This window comes from Brakhagea baltica (assembly GCF_052161605.1).
Taxonomy (GTDB): Bacteria; Planctomycetota; Planctomycetia; order Pirellulales; family Pirellulaceae; genus JBKCUI01.
The window spans coordinates 2,145,619-2,160,784 of sequence record NZ_CP197409.1 but is presented as its reverse complement, the minus strand read 5'-3'; the positions used below and the strand labels follow the sequence as shown (position 1 = coordinate 2,160,784).

Annotated in this window: 11 protein-coding genes; 4 read left to right on the top strand and 7 right to left on the bottom strand. The window is 52.5% G+C overall.

Translation table 11 applies throughout. The features are described 5' to 3' along the window. Nucleotides 1-16 precede the first annotated feature (16 nt). From SH449x_RS07965 to SH449x_RS07945, 5 genes are all read right to left on the bottom strand, one after another. A complete protein-coding gene (locus SH449x_RS07965) occupies nt 17-4,873 on the bottom strand; it encodes a DUF1549 domain-containing protein (RefSeq protein ID WP_482380802.1) in 4,857 nt (1,618 codons plus the stop codon). Beyond that, nucleotides 4,873-6,261, bottom strand: coding sequence for a DUF1501 domain-containing protein (locus SH449x_RS07960; protein ID WP_482380801.1), 1,389 nt, complete (start codon nt 6,259-6,261; stop codon nt 4,873-4,875). Before SH449x_RS07960 ends, SH449x_RS07965 begins: the two co-directional genes overlap by 1 nt. Nucleotides 6,262-6,416: 155 nt before the next feature. Next, nucleotides 6,417-7,259: a DUF3467 domain-containing protein gene (locus SH449x_RS07955; RefSeq protein WP_482380800.1), complete on the bottom strand. Its 843-nt coding sequence runs from the start codon at nt 7,257-7,259 to the stop codon at nt 6,417-6,419. Between the two features lie 127 nt (nt 7,260-7,386). Then, a complete protein-coding gene (locus tag SH449x_RS07950) occupies nt 7,387-7,899 on the bottom strand; it encodes a MogA/MoaB family molybdenum cofactor biosynthesis protein (protein WP_482380799.1) in 513 nt (170 codons plus the stop codon). A gap of 59 nt (nt 7,900-7,958) precedes the next feature. Further along, nucleotides 7,959-9,002, bottom strand: coding sequence for a thiamine-phosphate kinase (locus SH449x_RS07945; RefSeq protein WP_482380798.1), 1,044 nt, complete (start codon nt 9,000-9,002; stop codon nt 7,959-7,961). Between the two features lie 51 nt (nt 9,003-9,053). Between SH449x_RS07945 and SH449x_RS07940 the strand changes: the two genes are divergently transcribed. Further along, complete coding sequence (locus SH449x_RS07940; RefSeq protein ID WP_482380797.1) at nt 9,054-10,253, top strand: PDZ domain-containing protein; 1,200 nt, start codon at nt 9,054-9,056, stop codon at nt 10,251-10,253. On the opposite strand, the gene SH449x_RS07935 is transcribed toward SH449x_RS07940, so the two are convergent. Next, nucleotides 10,250-11,440, bottom strand: coding sequence for an aminotransferase class I/II-fold pyridoxal phosphate-dependent enzyme (locus tag SH449x_RS07935; RefSeq protein WP_482380796.1), 1,191 nt, complete (start codon nt 11,438-11,440; stop codon nt 10,250-10,252). The two genes, SH449x_RS07940 and SH449x_RS07935, sit on opposite strands and share 4 nt — an antisense overlap. Before the next feature lie 113 nt (nt 11,441-11,553). Between SH449x_RS07935 and SH449x_RS07930 the strand changes: the two genes are divergently transcribed. Next, the gene (locus tag SH449x_RS07930) at nt 11,554-11,937 is read left to right on the top strand and encodes a response regulator (protein ID WP_482380795.1); all 384 of its coding nucleotides are present in this window, start codon (nt 11,554-11,556) and stop codon (nt 11,935-11,937) included. 144 nt (nt 11,938-12,081) lie between these two features. Beyond that, nucleotides 12,082-12,276 carry a hypothetical protein gene (locus SH449x_RS07925; RefSeq protein ID WP_482380794.1) on the top strand — a complete coding sequence of 65 codons (195 nt, stop codon included), beginning with the start codon at nt 12,082-12,084 and terminating at the stop codon, nt 12,274-12,276. A gap of 369 nt (nt 12,277-12,645) precedes the next feature. Here SH449x_RS07925 and SH449x_RS07920 read toward each other — a convergent pair whose 3' ends face one another. Continuing rightward, a complete protein-coding gene (locus SH449x_RS07920) occupies nt 12,646-13,161 on the bottom strand; it encodes a CinA family protein (protein WP_482380793.1) in 516 nt (171 codons plus the stop codon). Between SH449x_RS07920 and SH449x_RS07915 the strand changes: the two genes are divergently transcribed. Then, nucleotides 13,161-15,131 (top strand): 6-phosphogluconolactonase, encoded by a 1,971-nt coding sequence (locus SH449x_RS07915; protein ID WP_482380792.1) that lies wholly within the window; start codon nt 13,161-13,163, stop codon nt 15,129-15,131. The two genes, SH449x_RS07920 and SH449x_RS07915, sit on opposite strands and share 1 nt — an antisense overlap. Nucleotides 15,132-15,166: the final 35 nt, after the last annotated feature.

Sequence of the window (15,166 nt, the reverse complement as noted above, 5' to 3'; positions counted from 1 at the left end):
CGATACTCCGATTTGTTTAGTGTTGGAATAAAAATTCATCGGAGTTAAGCAATGCCCAACAGAGGTCTTCAAACGCCAAGGCTACATCCGCGTTTTTCGCCAAGTAGTCCAAGGCGGAGGCTTTCTCTTGGTCGTTGGGGTGGCGGGCTAGAGCAGCGAGATAGAGATCATGGAGCACTTCCTCATGACTTTGACCGGCTGACAGCAGTTTGCGAAAACGATTCTCGGGATCTTTCAAACGTTCATAGATTATAGGACCATTAAACAACTCGATCGCCATCGCCAGATTGGAATCGCTGCTTCGTTCGCAAGCACACACGGTACTTCGCTCGGGTTGCCCGAACACCTTCAGAAAGTCCACCTTGACCAAGTCAGGGGCTGGCAACTGAGTCGCTTTGGTGCTAACCGGTAACCCTCCGAACCGCTGTGAAACACCAGTTACGTGATTTACCGCATCGAGCAATTGCTCTGCCGCTAGAAAACGAGGTCGCTGGTGAGAGAAATAGTACTCGTCCTCTTTCTGCCCCGCTGCGGGTAACGAAACGGCTTGATAAGTGTTGCTGTTAAGAATGGTTCTCAGAAGATGTTTCGTAGAGTAGTTGCCTTTTCGAAACTCTTCCGCTAAAGCATCGAGCAGCGGTTCGTTAGTACCAGGATTGGAGTCCCGGAAATCGTCTACTGGGTCAACAATACCTCGCGCAAACAAATGGCTCCAAACGCGATTGGCTCCGATCCGTGCAAAGTAGTGATTGTCCGTTTTGGTGAGCCAGTCAGCAAACATCCGCCTACGATCATCATCGGTCGCGTCCTGTGAGCCGACACCCGGCAACCAAGGCTTCATGGTTTCGCCCGTTCTTGGCTGTACAACGTCACCTTGCTCGCCAGCCCAAACGAACATCTCCCCAGGGCGCAAAGTCTCTTTGCGTTGCACGCGATTGAAGAATGCTCCTAGACCATAGTAGTTGTCTTGTGTCCATCGCTCAAACGGGTGATTGTGGCACTTGGCGCATTGCAATCTCGCCCCGAGGAACACTTGCGAAATCGTTTCTACACACTCGTTCATGTCCGTCGAGGTGCGGTAGAAATTAGCAGGCGGATTAGCCAGCGTGCTTCCGCTTGCTGTGATCAACTCATAAGCGAACTGGTCGTAAGGAACATCGGCACGAACCGAGTCTTCGATCCATTGGTGATATTTGTAAACCCCTTCGCCGCCAACTAATTTGTTGGTGAGTTTCAGCAAATCCCCCCATTTGTTTGCCCAAAACTTGGGATACTCTTCTCGTTCCAGAAGTTGATCGATCAAAACCGAACGCTTGTCGGGGGATGGGTTGTCTAAAAATTGCTTTGTCTCCGCAACGGTTGGCAGAATGCCGAGAATATCGAGATAGACTCGCCGAACGAACTCTGAGTCAGAGGCTCGCGCGGTAGGTAACAACTGCATCTGCCTCAGCTTGTCGTAAACTAACTCGTCCAGAAAATTGGCCGGTGTGGGCGCATCCCATCGGAAATCGGGATCGTGATCAATAAACGTCAACCGAACCGATTCGATATGTTCCAAAAAGCGAACGAGAATGACCACTTCCCCCTTTGCCTTGGGTGTGACCATGCCACTAGCATCAACCTCTGCAATCTGCTGATTGGAGGATTCGTACGCCACCAATTCGGTCACATCCCGTTGTGCACTGTCAGAGAAATGAGCGATCGCTGCGATTTGCTGTGAGCTTTTCGATAGTGGCAGTATTCTTTTTGTCCCGGGATAGACTTCCAGCTTTACGCATCGAGGTGCGTCAGCGGGATCAGCCTTTCCTCCCTCTTGGATCCATTTCAAAAGAACCTTGTATGCCGCGTCATCCGGGCGTATCTGCTTGCCCCCGCCGTGATAGATGGACATCAGTGGTTTGAGCAGCAGCAAGCTCTCTTCAGGTTTTACTAGATTTAACCGCCTGCCAAACTCTTCATGGATCAATGTTAATTCATCAAGCTGCTTGTCGAAGGCACGCAGTGAAAGACGAAACATGCCTTTGCCACTTGGCGAACCGTGGCACGCGCCGGAGTTGCATCCTTGTTTGCTCAATGCTACCAACGCCTCGGACTCGAATTCTGTTCTACGTTCGAGAGCGTAATCCGTGACCCGAACAGGGACAATCTTTTCGGCCGTTCCAGCCTGGATGAGAACCTGCGTTTCACCGTCGCCGATTGGTGTGACAACGCCTTGGTCAACTTTGACAATCGATTCATCGAGCGATCGAATGGTAGCACGCGTCGTCCAATCTGCTAGACTCTCATCGAAATTCTGCCCCGTAACAACTAACTGTCGTTTGGATTGCTTTCCTGTAAGGACAATCTCAACGGGATAAACCTCTAGCTGCACCGGAAGCAACTCGACCGCTATCGGACCAACCGTTTGAGAGAACGAAAACTCTTTCTCGTTATAAGCACTCGATACCGTACACTGAAGGCTCAACCTCGTTTGCTTTAGCTCTTGAGTGATGCGAAGCGGGACGGTAGCCGTAGTTTGGTCCGCTGGGATAGTAATCGAATCGGGTACGAGCACACCTGCCGGTAGATTGTCCCATCTAATAGTCACCGGTGCATTGGATTGTTCTCTCACAACCGTAAGGGTCAATTCTGCTTGTTGGTCAGTGGTTACATGTGATGGCGTTTGCCAAGTCACTTGCACTGGGCTAAACCACTGGACACGTAAACGGAACACCTTGAACAACCCTCGGCCAGCGTGCTCGCTATACAGTGGGATTGACAAATGAGTCGTGTCCGGAGATCTGCTGGTTAACTGTTGGAGCGTTAAGGTCAGATTGTCGTTTTCTTGCTTTGCGACCAGTGGCCATTCCGCCATCGTGGCTGGAGGGATGAAAGTGAATGGGGTTTTAAAGTCTTCGACAAGTCGTTTTGGTCCAACGATGACCTCTTGTTCCTCGACATATTTGGCGAGCCTGACGATTTGTTCCTCAGCCAGCTCAAATGGTAGCGGTATGGCTGGAGCGGCAACCGATGTGAATTGGTTCTCTGACCACATGGGCGGATGGGGTAGGTGAGGTCGCTTCTGGCGGTTAACGGCTAGACTAGAAACCACCGCTGTATGTTGAGTCTCGCCACGACTCTTGCCAATCAATTGGAGCGACACCATTCTAAGCGATGCGTCAACCGAAGCAGCCGGATCGCGACTTGGAACGATATAAACACGATGCTCTTTGGCTTCTGATGGAATGGTCGGATTGAGAATTGTAAACCCTCGATTGGGTTCTGTGAGTTCGAGGTCGATTGCTCCTGCATAGCCAGCTCGGTGGCAGAGCAGATCTATCGCGACTGCACCATGCGATTCATCAAGTGTGAAAAGCTGCTTCGCACTGGCATCACCCATTAGTGCCAATTGGAAGGTCGATAAGGGAGCGATATCAATCCAATAGCCAAAGGAAGCACCGCCCCTTTTGAGAAGATCGCTTACCTCCAGCGTGTACTCTTCGTCGGTTGGGAACGTAAAATCGAATCCCCATTCGTCGTCCTTTTGGGGAGTCGTTTGCGCCAAGACAGCTCCCGCCGCATTCTTGAGCTTCATCCGCAGCATGGTTGGGAATCGCAAACTCGCCGTGCGTGCTTGAAAACTAACCCCTTGCCCCGCGACTCCTTGTATTCGGTAGGAATCAGTCTGATCGGGCTCTCTCAATGTGCCGCTTAAGGCTGCGGGGACGGAAACGACATGAGCTGCTTCTTTATAAATAGCGGCTGTCGTTGGTGCGATTCGGATGGGAAGCCAAGAGGAGGATTTTGCCCCCTCTGGTTTGAAGCTGACCCACTGAATATCGTTTGCGTAAGACGCTGCAACATGGATGTGCTTTTCGCCTAGGAAGTTTCCGTCTAAGTCAAAAAACGAAAGCGGTGTCGTCACGTCTCGCACCACTCCACTGGGTTGAGCAGCGGAGAGAATGGGAAAGTCTCCCACGCGTAGGCAGTACATGCCTCCCGGTTGATACCGAGCGTCACGGACCTCAATAACACACTCGCCTGCCGATTCAAATCGATAACGAAATCGAGGCTCTACGCTCGCTCCGTCATCGTCGACACTCGCCAGGAGCTCGCCGCTCGGTCCATACAGCCGAACCAGCGTATCCATGCTGGATAAAAGTGTCTGTGTAACAACCTCGAACGATAGCGAGGTTCCGGCAGCAACGTTGACTTTGTAGAAATCGCTTTCCGAGCCACGGCTGGTTCCAAACACACTGGCTAAGCATTCCAGCGGCTGAGCTTGCTCGCGGGATGTGTTACCGGCTGCTCGAGGAACTGCTGGCAATTCGTCGCAAAGGAATGCGAACGGCTCTTGCACCGATGCCGCCGTTGTCCCCAGAATCCCAAAGGCACCGAGGGGTGCATCTGCAGCTACGTCGATCTGCAGGACGGCTTGTTCGGGGCTCGTTACTTCCCAATGCAGCTTGATTCCCTCAGCCGTCGTCAAAAACGAAGAGGTAGGCCCCAGTTGCTGACCGAATACTGTATGTGTCGACTTAACACCTGGTTGCACCGATCTAGGTTGAATATCTGTGATCTGTGCGTAGCTGTTCGAACTCAATATTCCCAGTAAGGCTACAAACAACAGGGTAAATGGAAGATTTTTTGACACTTCTCGCTGATCGCCACTGACTTCACCCTCTCCAAACGCCGTTTGGGGAAGGTCAGCCCGCGAAAGCGTGGCTGGGGAGGGGTACGACGCATCGGTCGGATCGAGACAGACGGCGTGCTGCCCTTCCCGGCAATCTCGCTTAAGGCTCGATTGCCGACCCTCCCGGTCGCTTCGCTGGGAGGGTGAGGAAATGTTTACGATGGCGATGAGCGAGTAGTGTCGATTTTTTCGGATATTCATTACGCGTCGGCTCCCGAGTACAGAGGCTCAATGACCGTACCGTTGATCAGAAAATGATTTCGCTGAAGCGGATCGACGATTGTCGTTTCCTCGTTCACACCCAAAGCGTGGAACGTGGTCGAAAGAACGTCAGCAGGGGACCAAGGACGAGTCAGTGGATAGGCGGCTTGGGCATCGGTCTTGCCGATAACTTGCCCCCCAAGAACTCCCGCTCCTGCAAAAAGCCCCGAATAAGCCGCAGCCCAGTGGTCTCGCCCGGGGATGGTTTCACCGGGCAACGTCGAGATTTTGGGGGTCCGACCAAACTCTCCCATAGCGATAACCAAGGTTTCATCTAGTAAACCGCTGGCCTGCAAGTCGTCCATGAGAGCGGCCAAGCCTGCATCAAGCTGGGGCAATAACGTGTTTTTCAGCCGTCCCCAATTGTCGGTATGGGTGTCCCAAGTCTGCACGATACCCATGGTAGCCTGGATAACGGGAACGCCTGCTTCAACGAGCCTTCTCGCCATGAGCAGCGATTGCCCGAACTTGTTTCGCCCGTATCGTTCTCGAGTTTCCTCCGATTCGCTTTTAATGTCGAACGCGGACACCACCTTGCCAGAGGTAAGGATGTTGAAGGCGATGTTTTGCTGCTCGCGGAACGATTCGACTGAAGTGATGCTTCCGCTTTGGTTTGGTTTAGCAAGGGACTGCAACAGATCTCGGCGGGCTAAAACACGATCGACCGACATACCGTCTCGCAATGCTAGGGCATCCATTTTGAAGTCGGGATTATTGGGGTCGCCGTTGATTTGCCACGGGTCGTGCTTGGCTCCTAAGAAACCGGCGTGTTGGCCGGGCCATGTAAGCGGTCCCTCGATAAGATAATTAGGAAGTGATACTCCCGTGGGAATTCCGTCATTCCGAGGGCGGATGTGATCGAGTGCTGCGGAGAGGTTGGGGAAATCGCTACGTGACTCCACGCGATCCAGGTCCGAGCCCCCTCGAGGAAGTGGAGTGGGGCGACCAGTTAATGCGATGTGAGTTGCCAGAAGATGGTTATGTTCCTGGTGAGCAAGGGTACGAACGACGGACCATCGATCGAGCTGGGTTGCCAGTTTGGGCAGGTGCTCACAAATCGCAACTCCAGGAATTGCCGTTGAAATAGTATTGAATTCGCCTCGCACTTCGGCGGGGGCATCCGGCTTGGGATCGACCGTGTCCAGTTGGCTTGGCCCACCGCTGAGCATAACCAACACGACCGACTTAGCGCGACCAAATGATGAAGGGCAGACCGCAGCGGCTTGGGCCTGCTTTGTTAGTGGACTCGGGGCAACGAAGCTTCCAATGACGCTGGCAGCTCCAACCTTGAGCAGACCTCTCCGGTCTATGGTGTAGGCAGGTCGCATGATTCGCTCCTGTGCGGTTTGGCAGGGTGGCCTAGCAGAGAGGCCGGGTGGGATGGGGAAAGCAGGACCGAGATCGATCCCACACCTAGAATTATATCCCAAAAAACGGGGCACAAGATAGACGAGGAGGCAGAAAACTTACCTTCACGCCAACTTTATGGTTTAGGAGGATGCCCATAGCGGCCGCGAATCTGTTCCCAGGAAGCCTTCAAGGAGTCCAAAAGACGCAAAACGTGGCCTGAAGCCATGTAAACCCGGCTGCTCACGGCCGATTGCGGATAGAAATTGGTAATGAAGTCAAAACTGAACTCGAAAGGTCCGTGGCCTATCATGACTGCGTTCGCGTAGGCACCGCTCAAGATCTCGTCGCGCAGCTTCAAGTCGTCGTAGACATCCTGCGGGGACTGTCGTTTGTGAATGTTCTGTTGATCGGGGTTCTTAGGCAGCGGGGCACCAGGATGCACCTCGATCGGTTGAGAGTCAAACGGGTTGTCGTTTACGGGCGGTTCGTTTCTGGCCCTCGCTCCTGAATCTGGGTCTGCTGCTCCCGGCTGTGGCTGCTGCGGGATTTGTCCCGACGGGAATCCCCCTGGAGCAGGAGCGTTCGCATCCGTCTCGTTTGATTGGGCTGCTCCGACGTTTTCTGGATACGGTGTTTGTTGATGGGGGGCTTGTTGATGAGGGACCTGCGGAACGTAAGGAGCTTGTACGACCGCTCCAGGCAGGTCTCCATAGCGGTTCCGAAACATCTGGATATTGGTTGACAACGCATCGATGAACTGCGGCATGACCAAATGGGGCAAGACCACTCGTGCCACGATGCAATTCGGGCGAGGGAGATTTCGAACAAAGTCTAGAACGTACTCGGTCGGGCCGGTTACTACGATGACTCCAGTGCTGATTTCCCCTTTCGCCACATGCTCTGGAATCCTGGCTCGCACTGCGGGCATGTTTTCCATAGGGTCAGGTCTATCATCCGGGTTATTTGGAAAGGTCATAGAGCTATCATGTAAAGGGTGCCGAAAGTCGAGCCCGCCGTATTCTCTGCTAGATCTTACCAGATTCCAAGCCTGCGACCATGCCAGCCCGGTTGGTCCAAGTCCAGCATGTTTCGCCTAAACAGCGTTATTTACCAGCGTGAAAGATCAAATGAGGCAGCTCGGGCACAATCAGTTTCTCCATCGCCAAACGAACTCCCGCCACAGAGCCTGGCATTGTGAAAATTAGCTTCTTGCCGACGCGACCAGCGCTCGCGCGGCTTAGCATGGATGCAGGACCTATCTCTTGAAAGGACAGCATGCGAAACAACTCACCGTATCCTGGGATGGAGTTGTCGTACAAAGCCTCTACGGCGTCGACCGTTTGATCGCGGGCCGCAAGTCCCGTTCCACCGGTTATGAGAACCGCATCGCATTCTTCATGGCTCAGTAAACTCGAAGTGCGTTCCCGAATCGACAGGAGATCGTCGGTCACAATCGTTCTTTCGACGACTTCATAACCAGCTGCCGCGCACAAGTCCGCGATCAGTTTGCCACCGGTGTCGGTCTCTACGGTCCTGGTATCACTGACGGTCAAAACGGAAACCTTGGCCCGTTTGCCTGCCTGTTCGCGGTGCTCTTCGGTGGAGATTGAGTTCATCGGTAGCCTTTGCTTGATTCTCTAGGCAGCTTCGCTTGTTCGTTTAGCAGCTTGTTCGCTTAGCTTCCATGGACATAGCCGTTGGGAGGCAATTGTCGCACGCCACGTTTATCTTTAGCCCAAAGGCCGGTTCGACTAACGATCTTTCCGATGTGCGTTAGCGGAATCCCATCGATTTGTTTTGGAACCTCGGCGACTTTGTCCGACGGGACTGTAAACAAGAGCTCGAAATCCTCTCCATCCCCAACCGCGTGCTGCCACGGTGCTTTTCCAGATGTTTCCGACAATTTTCGAGCGGCATCGCTTATGGGAAGTGATTCCAAGTGTACTTCGGCACCGCAGCGACTGGCGGCTGTGATGTTTAGAAGATCAACTCCCAACCCATCGCTAACATCTGTAGCCGCCGTCACGATCCCCAAATCAGCAAGCTTCTCTGCCAACTCTAGCCGAGGTGTGAAGTCGAGATGGTGCCCAAGAATGCTGCCACCCAAGGTTCCTGAAACAAAGACTGCATCATCGATTTGTGCCGTCGAACGCTTCCAAGCACGATCGGTCGGGCACAGTCCCATGGCGGTGAGGTGCAATACCAACGGGCCATCCCAAACATTGGTATCGCCGCCGGCAATTGAGACTTGAAAGTGTTTGGCCAGCTCATAGACACCCTCGAAGACTTGAGACGCGATGTCGCCAGCCGATTTTTTTGGCAAGCATAACGATAGAAAAACAGCTACTGGCTTAGCTGCCATGCTAGCCAGATCGCTGAGATTTACCGCCATTAGTTTTCGGCCTGCTCGCTTTGGGCCACATTCTGCTAGAATAAAGTGGGTGCCCTCGCACAAGGAATCGGTGGTGACGACCCAGTCGTTACTTGAGCTTGCATCCTGCGTTTGTAAGTCCCGAGGCAGTTGCTGAACAAGAGACTGGTCCGTTGCAGCCTCAGTGCCACCAGGGGCAAACGCGGTGTCAGATCGAGCTGGTAGTCGAGCTGGACTGGTGAGTGGGTTGGAACAATCGAGCAACGCGCAATCGTCCCCGATTCCCAATTTGACTTGCGGTAATTTCGATGCCCGTTGCTTGGCCCAGGCAATAAAGCTATGTTCCATATGGATTTCGTCGTTTGTAGGATGATCAATTTCAAGGAAAGACTAACCGGAATGAGCCAAAGTTCTAGCCGTTTTTTGATTTGCGTGGGCTTGTCCTTTGGGGTGTTCTTGGCAAGCTCGCTGTTTAAGCCAGGGGGCGTTTGTGCTACGATAACGTTCGCGGACTCGCCAGAACACCAAGACGGTGCGCGACAAGACGATTCGCAAGTAGAACAGAAGCGTGCCGAAGTAAAGCGTTGGGTTGCGGATTTGAGTAGCCCCAACTACGCCCGACGTGAATTGGCGAGCGAAAAGCTGAAGAAGCTCGCGGACACCGATTTGGATTACATTCTTGAGGAAATCGAAGCCGCCGAAGGTGAGGCACATGCGAGACTCCTTACTTTGGTAACCGATCTCGCGACGAATCCGGAGTCACCGGTTTCCAAACTGGCCTATCAAGGCTTGCTGAAACTTTCGTCGCGAATGACGGGCACTAGAAGTGTTCAGATCAAGCAGATCGTTCGCTCCATTCGGGCGGATGTTGCTCAGCAAGCTTGGTATAGATACAAACGTAAATCGAAAAACATCGAGACCAGCTTTCCCAGTCGATCGAACCCTGCGTACCCGGTCGTAAATCCGATCGTCATCGATGCTACTTTTTCGGGAACACCTGAGGATCTCAGCGAACTAGATCAAATAGATTGGGTTAACTTTGCTCGTCTGCATGGCCCAAACATTACCAAGCAGCATCTCGAAGCGGTCTTGCGGTTGCCAAAGTTAACCCATTTGCAACTCGTTGATGTTCCTCTCACCAGCGACGACTTGATGGTAATCAAATCCGGACCGGACTTGGATTTGTTAGAGTTACAGTATGTGCCGGTCGGCGATGAGATTGTGGATCAGCTACCGAGCTTCCCGGTTTGGACGGAAATTTGGATTTACGGGACCAACATTTCTCGCGAAGGCTTAGAGCGGGCAGAAGCCATGCTAGGGGATGTCGTGCTAACGTATTCGCGAGGTGCGTTTTTAGGTGTGCGTTGTTTGGCAAACGACGTCATGGTCGATTTTGTCGAAGAAGGCTCAGCGGCCGAACTTTCTGGGATCATGAAGGGGGACCGGTTGCTATCCATCAACGGTAGGAGGCTAGCTCGCTTTGAAGATCTGCGGGAAGAGTTGGGGAAATTCTCTGACGGCGAGGAGGTTGATATGGAGTATCTACGCAGGGGGGAGCTGATACAAACTCGGGTTCTCCTGGGACGCCGCAAACGTTAAGTCATCGTGAGTACTTCGGTTAGACGATCGAGATCTTCTTGTGTGTGGGATGTATTGAGACTAACCCGAAGCATGCAGCTATCGACAGGAACGGTAGGTGGTCGGATGGCTGGGACGAACAAGCCGCATGTTCTAAGACGTTGAGACCAAGCCAGAACCTCTTCAATGCTGTCTGCATAGATCGCAACGATGGGGCTATCAACTCCCCCAACCCGTAGACCAGCTGACCGAAGGGAGCTTCTCAAGCCGGTGGCGTTTGCTCGTAGCTTCTCACGCTCCGATTCCATCGACTCCAGTTTGCCAATGAGCCCCCTCGTTCGTCGGAGCAGCGAGGCTGGGGCAGCTGTACTGTAAATGTAAGACCTTGCAAAATTGGTCAACCAATCGATCAAAATCTGCGGACCAGCAACAAATCCTCCGACGCTCCCGACCGCTTTGCTAAGCGTTCCGGTCCGAATCCAGCGTTCGGATTTTGCGTCTTGATGTTCGACCAAACCGGTCCCCCGTTTGCCATAGACTCCCGTTGCATGTGCTTCATCGATAATTCCGATGAGGTCCCATTCCTCCATGACCCTTTTCATCGCGACGAGGTCGGGAGTGTCTCCGTCCATACTAAAAAGCGAGTCTGTAACCACAAATCCTCGACGCCCTTCATGTCTGTGTTTGGCGATTAAGCGTCGCAGTGCCTCTATATCATTATGAGGATAAACGACAGTCTTGGCACGACTTAATCGACAGCCATCGATCAAGCTCGCGTGATTCAAATGATCGCTGAACAGAATATCGTCCTCGTGAGCAAGCGATGAGACGACCCCCACATTTGCAGCAAATCCACTGGAGAACAGAATCGCGTCTTCTTCGCATTCAAAGCGAGCCAGTTCTCGGATCAGAGCATCGTGCTCAGGAGTGCTGCCAGTGACGAGGGGGCTGGCTCCGGCCCCCTCTTTCCTATTTTCCGGCATTCCTGCTTCCGAGCAAGAAGGCCAGTCGGGGAGGGGCTGATTAGGATGCCAACTAAGGCTTAAGTAGTCGTTGGAGCCAAAATTCAGCAGTTCGTTCCCATGGTTATCAACCACCAATCTGGGGGATAAATGGGTCCACGTCGGGCGATTGCGACGCAACCCGGCGGTTTCGCGATTTTGAAGCTGGCAAGCAAGCTCGTCCCAAAAACTGGCAAACGTTGGCATAATCGGAATTCATGGGAAAATGGGACAGACAACTCGGCAGAATAGGAAAATCGGGTTTGATTCGCACACAAGCTTAATCCATAATCATAGGAACACGCCGGAGTTCGTGAACTATGGAAATGACGCATCCTCAAGTATTGATCACTGATGACGATATCGATTTTCGTCAGTCGTTGGCCGATGCGCTTTCTCGCCGGGGCTACGGCACCATCTTAGCTAGCGACGGACTGGAGGCACTCAAGGTCATCGAGCACGGAAACATTCACCTTGCCCTGATGGATGTGCATATGCCGCGTCTCGATGGATTGGGCATGTTGGAATCGCTCAGGTCAACGGCACCAAACTTGCCATGTATTTTGATGTCGGCGAGATTGGATCCACAGATTGTAGAGAGAGCTCGCGAATTAAGAGCAGACAACATTCTTTCCAAGCCGTTTTCGTTGCGAGTTCTGTCGGACACCATTCGTCAGGTACTCGATCGATTCTATCCTTGCTAAAGATGCTCCCCTAACTCCTCCTCCCGAATTTTAGAATGTGCCCGAGCGAGCTCGAATCGGTACCACGCTGCCGAAAGTAAGGTTAAAAAGGCAGCGACCACCATAAAGGAGGTAATTGGGTGTAGCATGCGATGATAAACAGTCATGGATAGTCCACAAACGGCGAAGCTAGCAGCCAACAATATGGTTAACTTTTCGCAATTCTTAACCGAGGCGCTCGGTGAGGTACTCGCCGATGCAGTCCGAGATTCTGCACGTTGGCTTGAAAATCGATGGCTTGAAAATCGATCGCTGGTCCAGGCCAGCGTGCAGTTCACAAAGACAAATACGAGCGAGTAGAAAATCGAGGAAAGCACCTTTTCTATCCAGCTTTGGCCGAACAATACATACTGATTGGCAGGACTCTCCATCCAGATTCGATGAGCGGTCAGAATAGCAAAAATTTGAAAGCTGGTAAACAAAATTAGAGTGATATAGGAACGGCCTTCTCCGCGCACTGTATTCGAGGGAGTCGAGACGGGCGGTGACTGGTACGGGTTTAGAATTGCCACGATTTACTCATCAATCCAAGGGAATGCGACGTCAAGGCGTGTCATGCAATCGTCCTCTTCCTGGAACGATCGACAAACTACCTTGGGTTTTGCCTCTACGTGTTTAGTCTCTACAACTTGATAACCCAGCTATGCTATAGACGTCTCGCTGATGTGCTCATTCGTCAGAAAGAATCTGGTCAATCCATTCTAAAAAAAGCTTGGTTGCTTCGATTTGACGCGCCCTTCTTGCCTCAAAATCCTCGACTCCGGTGGGAGATGGGTGCGTCAATCTCGCTTCTCGCATCATCGGACTGGAGAGTTGTCGCGAGGCAATCGCCATAAAGATCACGCCATCTAATTCAGGTGGCGAGCCAGGGCCTAGATGTCCCGTGATGGCCGCCGAAATGGTCGCATGGGGAGTAGTTTTGAGCAGCTGAATGACTAATTGGGAGCTAGCCCACGCTGACACAGGTCCGATTGCGGGATCGTTTAGGTGCTGCTCGTCTACGCCTAGCCACGATATTTTAGATTCCGTCTGGTAAACCACCATGGAACCGCAAAAACAAGCCGAGATTCCCGGCATTTGCCCTAGTTCCGCCGCAGCCATTCCTGATGTACAACTTTCGGCTAAAACGAGCCTGGCGTCGTTTTTTAGTAACTTTTGGTAAATCGACCGGAGTGTGAAATACAATGGACTGTTCCTTGGCTAGTACTTCCCGTCGAATGTACCGACAAACGATCAAGACCTACAGCATGAATTTGGCAAAATCCGAAATCTCTCCCAGGTGGAGTACGCGAGCCCGGCCCATTTCCGGCACTCTCATTCCATCGTTCTGCTTTGACACGATAGGAGAAATGGCCCACTACGCGGCTCATATCATCGCGGGGCTTATTCGCGAGCGTGTCACGCTGGGGCAAAAGACGGTCATCGGGATTCCCGCCGGTTCCACCCCATTGACCACGATGCGGGAACTGATCCGACTACACCGAGAGGAGGGACTGGATCTGTCAAGCGTCGTATTGTTTCTACTGGATGAGTACTACGGATTGCCCTCTGATAGCCCTCAGTCACACAAACTATGGTTACAGCGACAACTCTTAGATCATGTCAATATTCCAGCGGACCAAATCTACACGCTAGACGGTCAGCTACCGCTGAACGACATCGATCTTCATTGTCGGCGTTATGACGAAGCGATTCAGCATGCGGGAGGGTTTGATCTAGTTTTGCTTGGCATCGGTATGAACGGGCACATTGGTTACAACGAGCCTTTCTCCGTCAAGAAGAGCAAAACAAGACTCTGCACCTTGGACCCAATCACGCGTCGTGGCGTGGCAAGCGACTTTTTTGGAGAGGAAAACGTTCCCACGCAGGCCCTAACAGTTGGCTTGAGTGGAATCCTCAGTGCGCGGCGAATCCTATTGCTGGCGATAGGAGAGCACAAAGCGAAGATCATCACCGAGGCGTTGGAGAAGCCACCCACCGACCGATTACCGGCCTCGTTTTTGCAGGACCACGGGGACGTTCGCGTGTTGCTAGACGGACCAGCTGCTTCGATGCTTCGTGGCGCTGCCACCCCATGGCTTCTGGGAAATGTCGAGTGGGACGAAGATCTTATCAAGCGTGCGACATTGTGGCTTTGTGAACGCACCGGAAAAGCGCTTCTCAAGCTGGATGCTGATGACTTTCGAGCGCATGATTTACATCAGCTACTGCGGCATCATGGTCCAGCAGAAATGATTTCACAACGAGTGTTTCGTTGGATGCTCGACACGATCGATTACCATCCTGCAGGAGGGGAGACTAAGCGAGTCATTTGCTTCAGTCCACACCCTGACGATGATGTGATTAGCATGGGGGGAACGCTCATCCGCTTGGTCGAGGATAAACATGATGTTCATATTGCTTACATGACCAGTGGCAATATTGCGGTTTTTGATCATGACGCGGAACGTGTGGCCGAGTTGGTGGCTGACTACAACCGAATCTTTGAGATGAACTCAGACCGAGCTGACCAGCTAGCTGACACCGTTCGTTCTGCGATCGCAAACAAGAGACCTGGTCATCCCGACGACGAATCCGTGCTCAAGATCAAAGCGATGATTCGGCGCAGCGAAGCGAGAGCTGGTGCACTTGCCATTGGTTGCCTCGAAGGAAATTTACACTTCCTTGATCTGCCGTTTTACCGGACCGGCACCATCGCCAAGAAACCGGTCGGAGACGAAGATATTCTGATCATTGAAAACTTGCTCAGAGAAGTTCGCCCAGACCAAATTTACGTGGCGGGGGATCTAGCGGATCCACACGGAACGCACCGTGTCTGTGCGGAAGCGATTTTCGCGGCATTGATCAATATGAGGAATCGAAACGAGCCGACACCGGAAGTGCTACTTTACCGCGGCGCTTGGCAAGAGTACCCACTGCACGAAATTGAAATTGCCGTTCCGCTCAGCCCGAACGACCTAGCCCTCAAGCGACAAGCAATCTTCATGCACGAAAGCCAGAAGGACAAAGCTCTCTTTCCAGGAAGTGACCCTCGTGAGTTCTGGCAGCGTGCAGAGGATAGAAACCGAGGCACGGCTGACTCGTACAATCGAATTGGGCTGCCTGAGTTTTTTGCCTTAGAAGCGTTTGCTCGATGGCAATGGGAACCAATCTAACTTACCACTGTTCCCTCGCCTCCAAGAAACCAAGC